The 17,412-nt window shown below is 74.5% G+C and carries 12 protein-coding genes and 2 pseudogenes; 8 read left to right on the plus strand and 6 right to left on the minus strand.

The window, feature by feature from the left end; genetic code table 11:
• Positions 1–66 precede the first annotated feature (66 nt).
• The 3 genes from ACFYXE_RS12430 (at position 67) to ACFYXE_RS12440 (ending at position 2,849) form a co-directional block, all read left to right on the plus strand.
• Positions 67–972: a metal-dependent hydrolase gene (locus ACFYXE_RS12430; protein ID WP_389311704.1), complete on the plus strand. Its 906-nt coding sequence runs from the start codon at positions 67–69 to the stop codon at positions 970–972.
• Position 973: 1 nt separating this feature from the next.
• Positions 974–2,044 (plus strand): PDR/VanB family oxidoreductase, encoded by a 1,071-nt coding sequence (locus ACFYXE_RS12435; protein ID WP_389311706.1) that lies wholly within the window; start codon positions 974–976, stop codon positions 2,042–2,044.
• Between the two features lie 67 nt (positions 2,045–2,111).
• Positions 2,112–2,849 (plus strand): TetR/AcrR family transcriptional regulator, encoded by a 738-nt coding sequence (locus ACFYXE_RS12440; protein WP_389311708.1) that lies wholly within the window; start codon positions 2,112–2,114, stop codon positions 2,847–2,849.
• Here ACFYXE_RS12440 and ACFYXE_RS12445 read toward each other — a convergent pair.
• Positions 2,812–4,494 (minus strand): SpoIIE family protein phosphatase, encoded by a 1,683-nt coding sequence (locus ACFYXE_RS12445; protein ID WP_389312540.1) that lies wholly within the window; start codon positions 4,492–4,494, stop codon positions 2,812–2,814. The two genes, ACFYXE_RS12440 and ACFYXE_RS12445, sit on opposite strands and share 38 nt — an antisense overlap.
• 478 nt (positions 4,495–4,972) lie before the next feature.
• On the opposite strand from ACFYXE_RS12445, the gene ACFYXE_RS12450 reads away from it, so the two are divergent.
• The 3 genes from ACFYXE_RS12450 to ACFYXE_RS12460 all read left to right on the plus strand — a co-directional run bounded on the left by ACFYXE_RS12450 (position 4,973) and on the right by ACFYXE_RS12460 (position 8,676).
• Positions 4,973–6,640 (plus strand): glycoside hydrolase family 13 protein, encoded by a 1,668-nt coding sequence (locus ACFYXE_RS12450; RefSeq protein ID WP_389311710.1) that lies wholly within the window; start codon positions 4,973–4,975, stop codon positions 6,638–6,640.
• Between the two features lie 25 nt (positions 6,641–6,665).
• The gene (locus ACFYXE_RS12455) at positions 6,666–7,691 is read left to right on the plus strand and encodes a LacI family DNA-binding transcriptional regulator (protein WP_389311712.1); all 1,026 of its coding nucleotides are present in this window, start codon (positions 6,666–6,668) and stop codon (positions 7,689–7,691) included.
• A 106-nt stretch (positions 7,692–7,797) separates the two neighbouring features.
• Positions 7,798–8,676: a phosphatase PAP2 family protein gene (locus ACFYXE_RS12460; RefSeq protein WP_389311714.1), complete on the plus strand. Its 879-nt coding sequence runs from the start codon at positions 7,798–7,800 to the stop codon at positions 8,674–8,676.
• Between the two features lie 67 nt (positions 8,677–8,743).
• Here the strand turns inward: ACFYXE_RS12460 and ACFYXE_RS12465 are convergent, their stop codons facing one another.
• Together ACFYXE_RS12465 and ACFYXE_RS12470 are read right to left on the minus strand one after the other, a co-directional pair.
• Complete coding sequence (locus tag ACFYXE_RS12465) at positions 8,744–10,324, minus strand: amidohydrolase (RefSeq protein WP_389311716.1); 1,581 nt, start codon at positions 10,322–10,324, stop codon at positions 8,744–8,746.
• Between the two features lie 54 nt (positions 10,325–10,378).
• Complete coding sequence (locus tag ACFYXE_RS12470; protein ID WP_389311718.1) at positions 10,379–11,851, minus strand: APC family permease; 1,473 nt, start codon at positions 11,849–11,851, stop codon at positions 10,379–10,381.
• Between the two features lie 179 nt (positions 11,852–12,030).
• On the opposite strand from ACFYXE_RS12470, the gene ACFYXE_RS12475 reads away from it, so the two are divergent.
• Positions 12,031–12,699, plus strand: a complete 669-nt coding sequence (locus ACFYXE_RS12475) for a TetR/AcrR family transcriptional regulator C-terminal domain-containing protein (protein ID WP_389311720.1) — start codon at positions 12,031–12,033, stop codon at positions 12,697–12,699.
• Positions 12,700–12,835: 136 nt separating this feature from the next.
• Here the strand turns inward: ACFYXE_RS12475 and ACFYXE_RS12480 are convergent.
• Positions 12,836–13,411, minus strand: a pseudogene (locus tag ACFYXE_RS12480) (DUF4157 domain-containing protein); the annotation flags it as partial.
• A gap of 107 nt (positions 13,412–13,518) precedes the next feature.
• Complete coding sequence (locus ACFYXE_RS12485) at positions 13,519–16,512, minus strand: bifunctional [glutamine synthetase] adenylyltransferase/[glutamine synthetase]-adenylyl-L-tyrosine phosphorylase (RefSeq protein WP_361179533.1); 2,994 nt, start codon at positions 16,510–16,512, stop codon at positions 13,519–13,521.
• A 207-nt stretch (positions 16,513–16,719) separates the two neighbouring features.
• Here ACFYXE_RS12485 and ACFYXE_RS12490 point away from each other — a divergent pair, with 207 nt between their 5' ends.
• The gene (locus ACFYXE_RS12490; RefSeq protein WP_389311722.1) at positions 16,720–17,154 is read left to right on the plus strand and encodes a VOC family protein; all 435 of its coding nucleotides are present in this window, start codon (positions 16,720–16,722) and stop codon (positions 17,152–17,154) included.
• A gap of 83 nt (positions 17,155–17,237) precedes the next feature.
• Here the strand turns inward: ACFYXE_RS12490 and ACFYXE_RS12495 are convergent.
• A pseudogene (locus ACFYXE_RS12495) lies at positions 17,238–17,324 on the minus strand (glutamine synthetase); the annotation flags it as partial.
• Positions 17,325–17,412: the final 88 nt, after the last annotated feature.

A 17,412-nucleotide genomic window follows, 5' to 3' on the forward strand; every position in this document is an offset into this window, starting at 1 on the left:
AGGTCCGGGCGAAGTTCCCGGCGCAGACCCCTGTACCACCGTCCTACCGCTCAGTACATTGACGCCATGTCTAATACGCAGAGCCGGGCGCCCGAGCCCGTCGCGTCCGAGCACATACCGCTCAAGGCACGCAACGTCTCCTTCTCCTGGGAGAAGACCCCGCTCCACTGGCTCCCGAACGACCCGTTCACCACGCACACCATCAACGTGCTGCACCTGCTGCTGCCCGCCGGTGAGCGCTGGTTCGTGCACGTCTACAAGCAGGTCCTGCCGCTGATCCGCGACGAGGGACTGCGCGAGGACGTCATCGGGTTCATCGGCCAGGAGGCCATGCACTCGCAGGCCCACGACGAGGTCCTGCCGCACCTCAAGGAGCAGGGGCTCGACCCGACGCCGTACACCGCGCAGGTCGACTGGCTCTTCGAGAAGCTGCTCGGCGACCGCACGCTGCCGCCGGGCAGGGCGCGCCGGTGGTGGCTGATGGAGCGGGTCGCGACGATCGCCGCCATCGAGCACTACACCGCCTTCCTCGGCGACTGGGTGCTCAACGCCGGGGAGCTGGACCGCAGGGGTGCCGATCCGACGATGCTGGACCTGCTGCGCTGGCACGGCGCCGAGGAGGTCGAGCACCGCTCGGTCGCCTTCGAGCTGTTCATGCACGTCGACGGGAGCTACCGGCGCCGGGCCAGGACCTGGGCGACCGCGTTCACCGCGCTGGTCTTCCTCTGGCAGCGCGGCGCACGGTTCTTCATGGAGAACGACCCGACGCTGGTGGACGGCCGGGCGAGCCTCAAGGCCTTCTACCGCAGCGGCAAGGCGGGGACGCTGCCGACCGCGGGCGCCATGGCCCGCTCCATCCCCCGCTATCTGAGCCGCGGCTACCACCCCTCGCAGGAGGGCAGCACCGAGCAGGCCGTGGCCTATCTCGCCACGTCGCCCGCCGCCCTCGCCGCCGAGAAGGGGGCCGCCTGACATGCCCCGCATCCGCACCGTCGCCCTCGTCGCCGGCGCCGCCCTGCTCACCCGGCGGGCCCTGCGCCGGCGCATCGCGACCTCCCCGCTGTGGCCGCTGCCCGCCCTGGAGGAGCCGGTCTCCGGGCAGCCGCGCTCGCGGGCGCTGCGGCTGGTCGTCACCCGCCACGAGCCGGTCGCCGACGGCGTGGTCCAACTGCGCCTGGAGGGCCGGGACCTGCCCGCCTGGGAGCCGGGCGCCCACCTCGACGTCGTGCTGCCCTCGGGGCTCGTGCGGCAGTACTCGCTGTGCGGCGACCCCGAGGACTCCTCCTCGTACACCGTCGCGACCCGGCTGATCGGCGCCGAGCAGGGCGGCCGGGGCGGCTCGCGCGAGGTGCACGAGCAGTTGCGGGAGGGCGTCGCCGTCGAGGTGCGCGGACCGCGCAACCGGTTCCCGCTGGCGCAGGCGCCGTCGTACGTCTTCGTGGCGGGCGGCATCGGGATCACCCCGATCCTGCCGATGCTGCGGGCCGTGGAGGCGGCCGGGGCGCCGTGGCGGCTGCTGTACGGCGGGCGTTCGCGGTCCTCGATGCCCTTCCTGGAGGAGATCGAGAAGCTCGCGGGCCCGGCACGGGAGCGGGTCACCGTCGTCGCCGAGGACGAGGCCGGGCGGCCGGACCTCGGCGCGTTCCTCGACGGGACGCCGCGGGGCACGGCCGTCCACGTGTGCGGCCCCGAGGCCCTCATGGACGCGGTCGACGCCGTACTGCCCGACGGGTGTGCGCTGCACCTGGAGCGTTTCACGCCACGCACCGCGCTCGACGGCAACGCCCCCTTCGAGGTGGAACTGCGGCGCAGCGGGCGCACGGTGGCGGTCGGCGCGGACACGACGGTGCTCGCCGCGGTCCGCGCCGAGCTGCCGAACACCGCGTACAGCTGCGAGCAGGGCTTCTGCGGGACGTGCCAACAGCGCGTCGTGGAAGGGGAGATCGACCACCGCGACGAGCTCCTGACGGACGGCGAGCGGGCCGACTCGATGCTCATCTGTGTGTCGCGGGCGCGCGGTGAGCGGCTCGTGCTCGACATGTGAGGCATCCGCCCGAACCGGACGCCGACCGGCCCGCCGCGGGGCCGGTTCTGCTCGGTAGGGTGTTCGCATGACAACCGGGGTGCGCCGCAGAATGGGTGTCGAGGAGCGGCGGCAGCAGCTGATCGGGGTCGCGCTCGAGCTGTTCAGCCACCGCTCGCCCGACGATGTCTCCATCGACGAGATAGCAGCGGCCGCGGGCATCTCGCGCCCGCTGGTCTACCACTACTTCCCCGGCAAACTGAGCCTGTACGAGGCCGCGTTGCGCCGGGCGGCGGAGGACCTGGCCGGACGGTTCGTGGAGCCCCGCGAGGGGCCGCTCGGGGCCCGGCTGCTGCGGGTGATGGGGCGCTTCCTCGCCTTCGTCGACGACCACGGCCCCGGTTTCTCCGCGCTGATGCGGGGCGGTCCCGCGGTGTCCGCGGGCGGCGCGTGCGTGCCCGGGACGGTCTCGACGACGACCGCGCTGATCGACTCGGTGCGGCAGGCGGCGTACGACCAGATCCTCGCGCACCTGGGCATCACCGACCCGCCCGCCCGTCTCGAACTCGTGGTGCGGTCCTGGATCTCGCTGGCCGAGTCGACGGCGCTGATCTGGCTGGACGGCCGGCGCATCCCGCGCGCCGAGCTGGAGCTGCAGCTGGTGCACGACTTCGCGGCGCTGACCGCGGTGAGCGCCGCCTACGACGAGGAGATGGCGGCGCTGCTGCGCGACATCCTCGCCGCGGAACCGGCCGACGGCCCGTTCGCCGAGCTCCTGGAGCGCCTGTTCACCCTGGCTCCGCAGGCGTCCGCCGAGGAGCGGTAGGGAGCGCGGGCCCGGCCCCGGCGCGGTCCGGGCGCAGCCGCAGGGCGAGCAGGGCGATGTCGTCGTCGCGGTCGTGGCCGAGGCAGGTGAGCAGGGTGTCGCACAGGGCCGTGACGCCGAGCGGCGCCCCGGCCGCCACCGTGCGCAGGTGTTCCATGGACACGGCGAGGTCGATGCCGCGGGTCTCGATGAGTCCGTCGGTGACCATGAGGAGCCGGTCGGTGGGCAGCAGCACCGTCTCGGTGGCCGGGGGGCGGTCCAGGCCGAGACCGAGCAACGGGCCCTTCGCCCGCAGGTAGACGGCGCCGCCGTCGTCGCCGACGACGAGGGGCGGGATGTGCCCGGCGTTGGTGACGCGGGTGCGTCCGGTGGCGGGGTCGACGAGGGCCAGGCAGAGGGTCGCCGTGGCCTCGGGGTGGTAGCGCTGCAGCATCTTGTCGAGGCGCAGGGCGAGCGTGCGCGGGTCGGGGTCGTCGACGCAGTAGGCGCGCAGCGCGTGCCGGATCTCGACCATCACCGTCGCGGCGTCCAGGGAGTGGCCGACGACGTCGCCGATGGCGGTGAGCAGCCCCTGCGAGGTGTCGAGCGCGGCGTAGAAGTCGCCGCCGATCTCGGTGTCGCGGGAGGCGGGTTCGTAGCGGACGACGACCTCGGTGCCGGGGGTCTGCGGCACGTGCGTGGGCAGGAAGCTGCGCTGCAGGGTCAGCGCGATGTGGCGTTCCATCTCGTACATGAGCAGGCGTTCGGCCGCGACCGCGGTGGCGTGCGCGAGCCGGCCCACGAGCCGGCCGGTGCCGGGGACGAGCCCTTCGCCGTACTCCGGGGTGGCCAGGCACACCGGCGCGCAGCCCTCGCGGGCGCGGGCCAGGGTGAGCCGGGCCCCGTCGAGCGGCCCGGTGCCGTCGGCGCCGTCGGCGCCGTGGGAGGTCCGGGCCCGGAAGAAGCCGGGCGGCCACTGGGGCGCGGACACCACGGTGTCGTGCACGCCGACCCGGCCCGCCGTCTCGCGCTGGATCAGCCTGCGGACCGCCTCGTGCGCGCCGTCGTCGGGCAGGGAGGCGGCGGTGCGGCGCTGGGACAGGCCGCGGTGGAGCTCGCCGTCGTCGCCGAGGACGAACGCGGCGGCGGGGCCCTGGCTGAGGCGGGCGGTGCCGACGGCGGCGGCCTCGGCCAGTTCGAGGGGGCAGCGGGCGGACTGGACGGCGAGGATCGTCTCGGCGAGCCGGGTCAGGTGGCCGGCCTGCGCCTCGGCGTCGCTGCGGTGGCGGGCGCCGCGGGCCGCGGCGCGCACCACGGCCTGGATCTCCTCCGGTTCGGCGGGCACCGTCAGATAGGCCTCGCCGCCCGCGTCGAGGCCTCGGCACCGGTCGGCGGGAGCCATCCGGGCGGCCGAGAAGTGCACGACGGGCAGCGCGGCGAAGGGCGGCGACTCCTTCAGGCGGCGGCACAGCTCGAAGCCGCTCATGTCGGGCAGGCCCACGTCGACGAGCGCCACGTCGGGCAGTTCGCCGGCCCGCCTGCGCCGGTCGAGTTCGATGAGCGCCTCGCCCGCGCTGGCGGCGAGCACGACGCGGTGGCCGTCCCTGCGCAGGACCGCGCCCAGCGCGTATCGACTGGCGGCAACGTCGTCCACCACCAGGATCATGGTCCCTGCCTTGGCCTTGCCGTTGACGCTCACGCGGGGCCCCTTTGGGGCTGATGGAACAGGCCTCCCTCGGGCCTGCCGGACCAAATTAGCGCCCCGGAGGGTGTGCCGGGGGATGATGACGCGCCTGCGACCGGGATCGGTGAAGATCCAGGAACTCTCGGCGTGCGGCGGGGGCTTGGCGATAGGATCTGCGCCCCTTCCCCTGCCCGGATCGTGCCGGGAGGGCTGCCCGGATCGTGCCGGGAGGGCCGGGAGCCCGCCCCGCCGCCGTGCCGGCGCCCCGGCCCATCGCGCCCGGCGCGTGCGGGACGCACGGCCGCGCGCTCGCCGGACCGGCCCGCACCTCGTGACCTTCGGGTTCCGCGGCGCGTTCTGTGGGGTGTCCGACCGCCCGCCGCGCGGCCCCGCCACCCCGCCGCCGTACCGCCCGCAGGCCCCCGTACCCTCGTAACTCCCCGTACCGCTAAGGGACTTCATGACCCAGAACACCACCGCCGCGCCCGCCGCCACCGACTCCGCGCCCGCCGGGCAGTGGTGGCGGGACGCGGTGATCTACCAGGTGTACCCGCGCAGTTTCGCCGACGGGAACGGCGACGGCATGGGGGACCTGCCCGGCATCACGGCCCGGCTGCCGCACCTGCGCGACCTGGGCGTGGACGCCGTCTGGCTCTCCCCCTTCTACGCCTCGCCGCAGGCCGACGCGGGCTACGACGTGGCGGACTACCGCGCCGTCGACCCCGTGTTCGGCACGCTCACCGACGCCGACGAGCTGATCCGGGCGGCGCACGCGCTCGGCCTGCGCGTCATCGTCGACATCGTGCCCAACCACTGCTCCGACCGGCACGAGTGGTTCCGGCAGGCGCTGCGCGAGGGCCCGGGGTCGCCGGCCCGCGAGCGGTTCCTCTTCCGGGCCGGCCGGGGCGCGGCCGGTGAACTGCCGCCGAACGACTGGGAGTCCGTCTTCGGCGGCCCCGCCTGGACCCGCGTCCCGGACGGCGAGTGGTACCTGCACCTGTTCGCGCCCGAGCAGCCCGACTTCGACTGGGACCACCCGGCGGTCCACGACGAGTTCCGCTCGGTGCTGCGGTTCTGGCTCGACCTCGGGGTGGACGGCTTCCGCATCGACGTGGCGCACGGCCTGGTCAAGGCGCCCGGGCTGCCCGACGTCGGGCACGGCGAGCAGGTCAAGCTGCTCGGCAAGCAGGCCGTGCCGTACTTCGACCAGGACGGCGTGCACGAGATCTACCGCGGCTGGCGCCGGATCCTGGACGAGTACTCCGGCGGCTCGGAGCGCATCGCCGTCGCGGAGGCGTGGACGCCGACCGTGGAGCGCAGCGCCCGCTACCTGCGCCGCGGCGAGCTGCACCAGGCCTTCAACTTCGAGTACCTGACGACCGGGTGGGACGCCGCCGCGCTGCGTGCCGTCATCGACCGCTCCCTCACCGCGATGGACGCGGTGGGCGCGCCCGCCACCTGGGTGCTCTCCAACCACGACGTCGTGCGCCACACGACACGCCTGTCCGGCGAGGGCGGGGCGGGGGACGGCGACGGCGGGGCCCGCGGGACGCGCCGGGCGCGCGCGGCGACGCTGCTGATGCTGGCGCTGCCCGGCTCCGCCTACCTCTACCAGGGCGAGGAGCTCGGCCTGCCCGAGGTCACCGACCTGCCGGACGAGGTGCGCCAGGACCCGGCGTTCTTCCGCGGCGCGGGCCAGGACGGGACGCGGGACGGCTGCCGGGTGCCGCTGCCGTGGTCCGGGCGGCGCGCGCCCTACGGCTTCGGGCCGGTCGAGGGCGGCCCGAGCTGGCTGCCGCAGCCGGACTCCTGGCGGGACCTCTCGGTGGCGGCGCAGACCGGCGACCCGGCGTCCACGCTGGAGTTCTACCGCCGGGCGCTGGCGGCGCGCCGCGCCCACCCGGCGCTCGGCGCGGGCCCCGGCCTGGTGTGGCTGCCGTCCCCCGAGGGCGTGCTCGCCTTCTCCCGTACGGCGGCCGGGGGTTCGTTCGTCTGCACGGTGAACCTCACCGGCGCGCCGGTCGCGCTGCCCACGCCCGGCACCGTGCTGCTGGCGGGCGCGGACGTCGTGCCGGGCGCCGAGGAGACCGTGCTCCCGGCCGATTCGGCGGTCTGGTGGGCAGCCTGAGGGACGACCGGTACAGTCCAATCCTGTGACCGCACGGCTAGCCGACATCGCAGCCCAGGCGGGGGTCAGCGAAGCGACAGTAAGCCGCGTGCTCAACGGCAAGCCGGGCGTCGCCGCGGGCACCCGTCAGTCCGTGCTCGCCGCGCTCGACGTGCTCGGCTACGAGCGGCCGGTGCGGCTGCGGCAGCGCAGCGCGGGCCTGGTCGGGCTGATCACGCCCGAGCTGGAGAACCCGATATTCCCGGCGCTTGCGCAGGTCATCGGGCAGGCCCTGACCCGGCAGGGGTACACGCCGGTGCTCGCCACCCAGACCCCGGGCGGTTCCACCGAGGACGAGCTGACCGAGATGCTGGTGGATCGCGGGGTCGCCGGGATCATCTTCGTCTCGGGTCTGCACGCGGACACCTCCGCCGACATGCGGCGCTACGAGCAGCTGCGCGCGCAGGGCGTCCCCTTCGTCCTGGTGGACGGTTTCTCGCCGGAGGTGCGGGCGCCGTCCATCTCGCCGGACGACCGGGCGGCGATGCGCCTCGCGGTCACCCACCTCGTCTCCCTGGGGCATACACGCATCGGACTGGCCCTCGGCCCGAAGCGGTTCGTGCCCGTACAGCGGAAGATCGAGGGGTTCGCCCGCACGATGGGGGACCAGCTGGGCCTCTCCCCCGGCGAGATCGAGACAGAACTGGTCCAGCACTCCCTGTACACCCTGGAGGGCGGCCAGGCGGCGGCCTCCGCGCTGCTCGACCGGGGCTGCACGGCGCTCGCGTGCGCCAGCGACATGATGGCGCTGGGGGCGATACGGGCGGCCAGGCAGCGCGGCCTGGAGGTGCCGGACGACGTCTCGGTGGTGGGTTTCGACGACTCTCCGCTGATCGCGTTCACCGATCCGCCGCTGACCACGGTGCGCAAACCGGTGCCCGCGATGGGCCAGGCCGCCGTGCGCACCCTCCTGGAGGAGATCGGCGGGACGCCCGCCCCGCCCGACGAATTCGTCTTCATGCCGGAGCTCGTCGTACGCGGTTCAACGGCCTCGGGTCCCCGGCGCCCCTAGGGGAACACCCGTATGGCCGACTCGTTCCCCGGGCGTAGAGAATGCGGTCCGAACCCGACCGAGGGATGATCGGTCGAAGGGTGGGGATCTGGCAGACTCTGTCCCTATGGGTGAGACGACCGTGACGACACTGGAGGGCCGGCAGAGCCCTACTGCATCACCCATCGCGGGCGACGAGAACGGCCGCAATGGGCGCAATCCGCTGCGTCTTCTGCACCGCCTGCGTACGCCCCGCCGCCCTCGGCTCTGGTTCGAGATCCTGCTGATCGCGGTCAGTTACTGGACGTACTCCCTGATCCGCAACGCGGTGCCGGAACAGCGGACCAAGGCGCTGAACAACGCCGACTGGCTCTGGCGCATCGAGCAGGACCTCGGGATCGCCGTCGAGCACGGCGTCAACCACGCCGTGAACTCGGTGACATGGCTGATCGTCGGGATGAACTACTACTACGCGACGCTGCACTTCGTGGTGACGCTCGGTGTCCTGGTCTGGCTCTTCCGCAAGCATCCCGGGCGGTACGCGGCGACGCGCCTGGTGCTCTTCGCGACGACGGCGGTGGCCCTGGTCGGCTACTACCTGTATCCGCTGGCCCCGCCCCGCCTGATGAACGGCAGCACGTTCGTCGACACCGTCGTGGTCCACCAGACGTGGGGCTCCATGGCGTCCGGCGACCTGAAGAACATGTCGAACCAGTACGCGGCGATGCCGTCGATGCACATCGGCTGGTCGCTGTGGTGCGGCCTGACCATCTTCGCCCTGGCGTCGGTGCCGTGGGCCAAGGTGCTCGGCCTGCTCTACCCGGTGACCACGCTGGTGGTGATCGTGGCGACGGCCAACCACTTCTGGCTGGACGCGGTCGGCGGCATGCTGTGCCTGGCCTTCGGCTTCCTGGTGGCCCGGCTCTGGTACGGCAAGCTGCCGTACGCGCTGCCGCGCGAGGTGGCGGTACGGGGCGAGCGGCCACTGCTGCCGGTCAAGGCCTGAGCCCCCCTGGTCCCGTCGGAGGGCCGCACCGGAGCTTTCCGGTGCGGCCCTTCGCGCGTCGCCGGGGTCAGAGCCCGCGGTACGTGATCCTGCCGCCCGCCACGGTGAGGCGGACCGGCGCCTGCGCCACCTCGTCGGCGCCCGCCGTCACCGGGTCGAGGCCGAGGGCGGTCAGGTCCGCCCGGTGGCCGGGGGCGACGCGCCCGGCCACGTCCGCCTCACCGGCGGCGACCGCGGCGTGCGTCGTGCAGCCCTCCAGGGCCATCAGGCCGGTGAGTCCGGGGCCCGCCGAGGCCGCGCCGCGCGGGGACATCGCGGTGGCGAGGACCTGGCGCACGTCGTAGTGCGCGATCGGCCAGTCGGAGCCGAGGGCGACGAAGGCCCCGGCGTCCCGCAGGTCCCGGGTGCGCCAGGCGCGGGAGGCGCGGGTGTCCCCCAGCCGCCGGGACCACTCGTCGGTGTGGTCGGCCCGCGTGTACGCGGTGTGCGGGGGCTGCATGGAGGCGATGACGCCCAGCTCGGCGAAGCGCGGCACGGTGTCGTCCGGCACGGTCTCGATGTGCTCGATCCGGTGGGCGAGACGGCCGCTCTCGCCCAGGGACGCCACGGTGTCCAGGACGTGCCGGACGGCCGCGTCGCCGATGGCGTGGGTCGCCGTGCGCACCCCGGCCGCGTGCAGCCGCCGCACGGCGTCCGCGTACGCCCGCGGGTCCGGCCAGAAGGCGTCGGTGCCCTGGCCGTGGCAGTCCGCGTGCTCCAGCCAGGCGGTGCCGCCCTCGACGGTGCCGTCCATGAAGAACTTGGCGCCGCCGACCCGCCACAGCCGCCCCGCCGCGGCCTGCAGCGCGATGATCTCGTCGATGCCCTGCGGCCCCACTCCGGGCATGCACCAGGGGGCGAGCCGCAGCCGCACGGGCAGGTCGCCCGCCTCCTCGACGGAGGCGAGGAGCTCGGGCACGTCGCCGTCGCCGAGGTCCATCACGTGGGCGCCGGTCAGCCCGGTGGCCGCCATGGCCGACAGGAGCTCGACGAGCCGGGCGCGCCGCTCGGCGTGGGACGGCCGGGGCAGCACGGCCTGGACGAGGTCCATGGCGGCGTGCTCGACGAGGTGTCCGGTGGGCCGCCCGTCCGGGTCGCACACGACGGTGGACCGCTGGGCGAACGCGCGCGGCCCCTCGATCCCGGCGGCCCGCAGCGCGGCACCGCTGACCAGCGCGGAGTGGCCGTCGTACAGCCGGATGAAGGCGGGCGCGCCGTCGAGGACGTCCTCGATCAGCGCCCGGTCCACGGCCCGCCCGCCGAAGGCGTTGTGGTCGAGCCCCCAGCCGAGCACCCATCCCCCGGTCCGCCCGGCACCGCGCAGGGCGCCGCGCAGCGCGTCGAGGTCACGGACGGCGGAGAGGTCGGTCCCGGTGGCCATCTCCAGGCCCCACACCGGGTGGCTGTGCGCGTCGACGAGGCCGGGGGTGAGCGTGGCCCCGCCGAGGTCGACCACCTCGGTGCCGGGGCCGCGCAGCCCGCGCACGTCGGCGTCGTCCCCCACGGCGACGATCACCCCGTCCCGTACGGCGACGGCACTCGCGTGCGGCCGGTTCGGGTCGAGCGTACGGACGGCGGCGCCGGTGAGGACGAGGTCGGCTGCGGGCACGGGAACTCCGTTCAGAGGGGGCCATGGTGGACGGTGGTGCGCGGGACGGCCCTTTCAGGCCCGTCCCGTGCGGGAGGGCGAAGCCGGTGCCGCGTCCGCCGAAGGGGGGCCCTCGACGGGCGGCTCCGCGGCAAAGGCTTCGTACACCTCGGGCCTGCTCCCGCGCAGGCGCCACGCCCACGCGAGGCCGAGCACGAGCGCCGTCGGCACGAGCGCGACGAGCACCGTGTCGACGAGGGGCGACGCCCCGGTGAAGAGGTCGATGTGCGTGACGACCAGGACGAGCGCCACGCTCAGCAGCACCGTCGCGACGAGCGGCGCGACCACCGTGCGCAGCACGCCCTCCTGGTGGCCGACCCGCCGGAAGTAGCAGGGCACGGCGACCGCGGCGAGCAGTTGGAGCGTCAGCAGGCCGATCATCCCCGGCGTGTTGACCCACAGGAGCAGCTGCCGGTACGGGTCCGCGCCCGCCGCGGCGAAGGCGAGGACGACCGCCGCGCCGAGCGCGGTCTGCGCGGCGCCCGCGACGTACGGCGAGCGGTGGCGCGGGTGGACGCGCCCGAGGATCCCGGGCAGGACGCCCTCCTCGGCGAGGGCGAGGCCGTAGCGGTTGATGGCGTTGTGGAAGGCGAGCAGGGAGGCGAGGACGCTGGTGACGATGAGGACGTGCATGAGGTCGGCGGCCCAGGCGCCCACGTAGGTGGTGATCGCGGAGAAGAAGAGCCCGGCCGGGTCGGACCCGGCCGCCTCGACGACCTTGTCGTCGCCGAAGGCCTGGACGACGGTCCAGACGACGAAGGCGTAGAAGAGGCCGAGGAAGGCGACGGCGATGTACGTGGCCCGGGGCACCGTGCGGTCGGGGTCGCGGGCCTCGCGGCGGTAGATGACGGTGGACTCGAAGCCGGTGAACGCGGCGAAGGCGCAGGCCAGCACGGCGGCGGTGCCGGGGACCAGGACGTGGTCCGGGGCGAGGCTGCGCAGGCCGAGGCCGTCGGCGCCGCCCTCGACGAGGACGCCGGCGGCGAGCAGCACGAGGATGCCGGTCTCGGCGACGAGCAGGACGCCGAGCAGCTTCGCCCCGAAGTCGATGGACCGGAAGCCGCCGTACCAGATGAGCAGCAGCCCGGCGAGGGAGACCGGGAGCCAGGGGATGTCGGCGCCGAAGAGGGCGTGCGCGGTGTCCTGGGTGGCGGTGCCGAGCAGGCCGTAGACGCCTATCTCCATGCCGTTGTAGCCGAGCAGGGCGAGCAGGGCGGCGGCGATGCCGGCCGGGCGGCCGAGCCCGCGGGTGATGTACGCGTAGAAGGCGCCGCCGCTGCGCACGTGGCGGCTCATCGTGGTGAACCCGACGGCGAAGACGGCGAGGGTGAGGCCGGCGAGGAGGTAGCCGACGGGGGCGCCGATGCCGCCGAGCGAGATGGCGATGGGCGCGACGCCCGCCATCACGGTGAGCGGGGCCGCGGCGGAGACCACGAAGAAGGCGATGTCGGCGGTGCCGAGGGAGCCGGTGCGGAGCGTGATGGCCATGGAGGGACAGCCCTTCTGCGGCGGGCGGGGGCAGGGCACGGCGGGGCGGGGCAGGGGTGTGACGAGGGCGGGGCGGGGGCAGGGCACGACCGGGGAACCGGAAACCTAAAGGCTTTCGGTTTCGGCAATGTAGCCTCACCCTGGGCAGTTCGGGAAGACTTCACAGGGAGTTCGGAGCCATGGGGCGGCCGCGCACAGCACTTCTGGACCGGGAGCGGATCACCACGACCGCGCTCGAACTCGTCGACGAGAACGGCGACTTCAGCGTCCCGCGGATCGCGCGGCGGCTCGGCGTGCAGACCGGCTCGGTGTACCACCATGTGGACGGCAGGGACGGCATCGTCGAGCTGCTGCGGGAGCGGGTGTCCGAGTCGATCGACACGGCGACGCTGGCGGCGGGCCCGTGGGACGCGGCCCTGACGGCGTGGGCCCGCTCCTACCGCGCGGCCTTCGCGGCCCACCCCAGGGCGATCCCGCTCCTGACGACGTCGCCGGTGCGGGCGCCGCGCGTGCTCGACCAGTACGAGCGGGCGGTGACGCTGCTCCTCGACGCGGGGTTCGCCCTGCCCGACGTCATGCCGCTGATCACCGGCCTGGAGAACCTCGTCCTCGGCTCCGCGCTCGACCTGGCGGCGCCGGAGACGATGTGGGTGCCGGCCGACGAGACGGCGACACCCCTGCTGGCCCGCGCGCTCGACGCGGTGCCGGTGGGCCGGGCGGACCGGGCGTTCGACCTGGCGCTCGAGGGCTGCGTCGCGCATGCGCGGGCCGTCCTGCGCGACTCCCTCCAGGAGCGTCAGGAGGGCCAGGAGGGCCAGGAGGGCCAGGAGGGCCAAGAGGGCCCGTAGCCGCGAGGCCGGCGGTCAGCGCCCGCGGTGGCCCGCCACCCGGCACCGCGGGAGCAGGCGCGGCGGGAGCAAGGCGCGGCGGGAGCAAGGCGCGGCGGGGCGGCAGCTACGCGGGGCCCTCGCCCTCCGCGGCGTGGGCCGCGGGTGCGGGGTCGTTGGCCAGGACGCGGGTGGCGTTGGCCTCCGCCTCGCGCTCGAACCGGTCCGAGGGATCGGAGACCTTCAGACCGTCGCCGTTGTCCGTGCCCGCCACCGGGCCCTGCCGCTGCTGGATGACATGCGTCAGCTCGTGCGCCAGCGTGTGCCGGTCCCCGCCCCCGTCACCGATCACCACATGACTGCCCGACGTGTAGGCCCGGGCGCCCACCTCCGCCGCCGACGCCTTCGCCGCGCTGTCGTCGTGCACCCGCACGTCGGAGAAGTCCGCGCCCAGCCGCGCCTCCATGTCCGACCGGGTCCCGGAGTCCAACGGCCGCCCACCACCACGCAACACCTCATGCACCGCGGAACGCTGCACGGCCCCCGCGACGGCGGCGTTGCCCGCGCTGCGCTGCAGGGCCATGACCGCCTGCGCGGACATGCCCCGGGCGTCCGCCGCCCCCTCGGCGCTCGCCGCCGCGCCTTCGGCACGCACCGGCGATCCGGCGGACCGGGCCGGGGCACGGCCCGCCCCCTCGCCGTCGGCGGGTCGGTCGGTCTCGCGGGCACGCATGGGGCCTCCAGACAGAAAGCTCGGACCCTTCCTGGATACGCCACGGGCCCGTCCGCGGGCCAGGCACGCGAGGGCACGGTTCGCTGTCCGATCGGGCAGCGGGCGCCTCACGCCCCGTAGAACCGCTCCTCCACGACCGCCCGCGCCCGGCGCGTGATCCGCCGGTAGTCGTCCAGCATGTCGCCCACGTGTCCGGCGTCGTAGCCCAAGTACCGTCCGACGGCGGCGAGTTCGCGGCCGTCGGAGGGGAACGTGTCGCCCGCGCGGCCGCGCACCAGCATCACCGCGTTGCGCACCCGGGTCGCCAGGACCCACGCCTCGTCCAGGATCGCCGCGTCGTCCGTGGGGATCAGCTCCGCCGCGCGGGCCGCGGCGAGGGCCGCGCGGGTGCGGGTCGTGCGCAGGCCCGGCTCGGCCCAGCCGTGCTCCAGCTGGAGGAGCTGCACGGTCCACTCGACGTCGGAGAGCCCGCCGCGGCCGAGCTTGGCGTGCAGGGTGGGGTCCGCGCCGCGCGGCATCCGCTCGGCCTCCATGCGGGCCTTCAGCCGCCGGATCTCGCGGATCGCGTCCTCGCCGAGCCCCTCGGCCGGATAGCGCAGCGGGCTCACCAGGTCGATGAAGGCGCGCCCCAGCTCCTCGTCGCCCGCGACCGGTTCGGCGCGCAGCAGCGCCTGCGCCTCCCAGACCAGGGACCAGCGGCGGTAGTACGCCTCGTACGACTTCAGGGTGCGCACCAGCGGGCCGCTCCTGCCCTCCGGGCGCAGGTCGGCGTCGATGAGCAACGGCGGGTCGGCGGAGGGCAGTTGAAGCAGCCTGCGCATCTCGGAGACCACCTTGGCCGCGGCCTTCGCCGCCTCCTGCTCGTCGGCGCCCTCGCGCGGCTCGTGCACGAACAGGACGTCGGCGTCCGAGCCGTAGCCCAGCTCGTGGCCGCCGAAGCGGCCCATGCCGATGATCGCGAAGCGGGTGGGGAGCGTGTCGCCCCAGCCCTCGCGGACGACCGCGCGCAGCGTGCCCGCGATGGTGGCGGCCGTCAGGTCCGAGATCGCGTCGCCCACCCGGTCCACGAGCGTGCCCGGGTCCGCCTCCGCGGGGCTCTCCTCGGTGCCGTACGAGCCGATGATGTCGCCCGCCGCGGTACGGAACAGCTCGCGGCGGCGCACGCCGCGGGCCGCCGTCACGGCCTGTTCGGCGCCGTCCGCGCGGCGCACCGCGGCGAGGACCTCCTGCTCCAGGTGGGTGCGGGTGCGCGGTTCGAGCCCGGTGGCGTCGCCGAGCAGGGCCACCGCCTCGGGAGCGCGCAGCAGCAGGTCGGGGGCGAGGCGGCCGGCGGACAGGACGCGGGCGAGGTTCTCGGCGGCCGCGCCCTCGTCCCGGAGCAGCCGCAGGTACCAGGGGGTCTTGCCCAGCGCGTCGGAGACCTTGCGGAAGCCGAGCAGGCCCGCGTCGGGGTCGGCGGAGTCCGCGAACCAGCCGAGCAGGACCGGCAGCAGGGTGCGCTGGATGGCCGCCTTGCGGGACACCCCGGAGGCCAGCGCCTCCAGGTGGCGCAGGGCGGCGCTCGGGTCCGCGTAGCCGAGCGCGACCAGGCGTTCGCGGGCCGCCTCGGTGCTCAGCCGGGTCTCGCCGGGCGCCAGTTGGGCGACGGCGTCGAGCAGCGGCCGGTAGAAGAGCTTCTCGTGCAGGCGGCGGACCACGGAGGTGTGCCGCTTCCAGGCGCGGCTCAGCTCGGTGATCGGTTCGGTGCGCATGCCCAGGGAGCGGCCCAGGCGGCGCAGGTCCGCGTCGCCCTCCGGCACGAGGTGGGTGCGGCGCAGCCGGTAGAGCTGGATGCGGTGTTCGAGGGAGCGCAGGAAGCGGTACGCGTCGTCGAGCTGGGCGGCGTCCACCCGCCCCACGTAGCCGCCGGTGCCGAGCGCCTGCAGCGCCTCCAGCGTCGAGCCGCTGCGGATCGAGGGGTCGCTGCGGCCGTGCACCAGCTGCAGCATCTGCACGGCGAACTCGACGTCGCGCAGCCCGCCGGGGCCGAGCTTGAGCTCCCGCTCGACCTCGCCCGCCGGGATGTTCTCGACGACCCTGCGGCGCATCTTCTGCACGTCGGGCACGAAGTTCTCGCGCTCGGCGGCGTGCCAGACCAGGGGGGCGAGGGTGGCCACGTACTCCTCGCCGAGCGCGAGGTCGCCCGCGACCGGGCGGGCCTTGAGCAGCGCCTGGAACTCCCAGGTCTTCGCCCAGCGCTGGTAGTACGCGAGGTGGCTGGAGAGGGTGCGCACCAGCGGGCCGTTCCGCCCCTCGGGGCGGAGGTTGGCGTCGACGGGCCAGATGGTGCCCTCGACGTTCGTCTCGGAGCAGATCCGCATCATGTGCGAGGCGAGGCGGGTCGCGGCGCGCAGCGCCTTGTCCTCGTCGGCGCCCTCGACGGCCTCGCCGACGAAGATGACGTCGACGTCGGAGACGTAGTTGAGCTCGTGGCCGCCGCACTTGCCCATCGCGATGACGGCGAGCCTGCACTGCGCGGCGTCGCCGGGGGCCGCCGCGCGGGCCATGGCGAGCGCCGCCCGCAGGGTCGCGGTGGCGAGGTCGGCGAGCTCGGCCGCCGCCTGGGCGACGTCGGTCGTGCCGCAGACGTCGCGGGCGGCGATGGACAGCAGGCAGCGGCGGTAGGCGACGCGCAGGGTGACCGGGTCGGTGGCGTCGGAGAGGCCCTGTTCGAATTCGGCGACGCCGGGGTGCAGGTCCGCCGACTCGTAGGTGACCAGGGCGCGCCAGTCGCGGGGGTGGCGGGCCAGGTGGTCGGCGAGGGCCTCGGAGGCGCCGAGCACGCCGAGGAGGCGGTCGCGCAGCGGCTTGGCGGTGACGAGGGTGTCGAGCAGCTCGCGGCTGCTCAGCTCGTCCTCCTGCGCCTCCACCAGGCGGACCAGGCCGAGGAGCGCGAGGTCGGGGTCGGCGGTGGCGCCGAGGGCGTCCAGGAGCAGCGGGTCGTCGCGCACGGCGCTCAGCGCGGGGTCGTCCAGGAACCGCTCCGCGGTGGACGGGTCGGTGAAGCCGTGCCGCAGCAGCCGCGTGAACGTACTGCTTCGTCGCCCTTGCGGCAGCGTCATGCCGAGCCTCCGTTCGATCACACCTCACGCCGAGCCTACGGCCTGACCGGTGGACCGCGCGCGGGCGGGCGGGCGGATGACGCCGGGCGGGGAATCCCGTACGGGACCGGGCGGCGGGGGCGGGCCGTTCACCCGGACGCGGTGGCGGTGCACGCGACCGGTGCCGCCGCGCTGACAGGGGCTCAACTGGCTGGTGTACTGCGGGCCATGGAATACACACTCGAAGTGATCCCGCTGCCGGTGAGCGACATCGAGCGGTCCAAGGAGTTCTACCGCGACAAGCTCGGCTTCCACGTCGACATCGACACGGAGGTCATGCCGGGCCTGCGCATCGTCCAGCTGACCCCGCCGGGCTCGGGCTGTTCCATCGCCCTGGCCGACACGCTGTGGGACACGATGGACGGACCGACGCCGGCGCCCGGCTCCTACCAGGGCCTGCAGCTGTGCGTGGCCGACGCGAAGGCGGCCCACGCCGAGCTGACCGCCCGCGGCCTGGACGTCTCGGAGCCGGTCGCGCACGCGCCGCAGGACGGCGGCACGTTCATGTACTTCAAGGACCCGGACGGCAACGGCTGGGCGATCCAGGAGTACCGGGTGCGGGCGGGGACGCCTCTGCGGGATGCGATCGTGAGCGCCCAGTAGGGGCGCGGGGCTGCCCCGGAGGGGGCGCGGTGCCCCAGGGGGCGCGGGGGCGGCGTGCCCCTCGTGCCCCCTACGGGGTCCGGCTACAGCACCGGCAGGTTCTTGCGCAGCTCGAAGGCGGTGACCTCGCTGCGGTACTCCTCCCACTCCTGCTTCTTGTTGCGCAGGAATTGATGAGCGCTGCCGACGGCCTGCGACTGTCCGGCCCAGAACCCCACTGACCAGCTGCGCGAGGGTCGCTGACGGTCGTTATTGGTC

Source organism: Streptomyces sp. NPDC002564, from assembly GCF_042889645.1.
GTDB lineage: Bacteria > Actinomycetota > Actinomycetes > Streptomycetales > Streptomycetaceae > Streptomyces.

Bases quoted from the DNA above. Each gene is read 5' to 3' on its own strand.
- ACFYXE_RS12460 (WP_389311714.1), top strand. From the start codon at position 7,798: ATGGGTGAGACGACCGTGACGACACTGGAGGGCCGGCAGAGCCCTACT.
- ACFYXE_RS12470 (WP_389311718.1), bottom strand. From the start codon at position 11,851: ATGGCCATCACGCTCCGCACCGGCTCCCTCGGCACCGCCGACATCGCC.
- ACFYXE_RS12435 (WP_389311706.1), top strand. From the start codon at position 974: ATGCCCCGCATCCGCACCGTCGCCCTCGTCGCCGGCGCCGCCCTGCTC.
- ACFYXE_RS12490 (WP_389311722.1), top strand. From the start codon at position 16,720: ATGGAATACACACTCGAAGTGATCCCGCTGCCGGTGAGCGACATCGAG.
- ACFYXE_RS12430 (WP_389311704.1), top strand. From the start codon at position 67: ATGTCTAATACGCAGAGCCGGGCGCCCGAGCCCGTCGCGTCCGAGCAC.
- ACFYXE_RS12475 (WP_389311720.1), top strand. From the start codon at position 12,031: ATGGGGCGGCCGCGCACAGCACTTCTGGACCGGGAGCGGATCACCACG.
- ACFYXE_RS12440 (WP_389311708.1), top strand. From the start codon at position 2,112: ATGACAACCGGGGTGCGCCGCAGAATGGGTGTCGAGGAGCGGCGGCAG.
- ACFYXE_RS12450 (WP_389311710.1), top strand. From the start codon at position 4,973: ATGACCCAGAACACCACCGCCGCGCCCGCCGCCACCGACTCCGCGCCC.
- ACFYXE_RS12445 (WP_389312540.1), bottom strand. From the start codon at position 4,494: ATGATCCTGGTGGTGGACGACGTTGCCGCCAGTCGATACGCGCTGGGC.
- ACFYXE_RS12485 (WP_361179533.1), bottom strand. From the start codon at position 16,512: ATGACGCTGCCGCAAGGGCGACGAAGCAGTACGTTCACGCGGCTGCTG.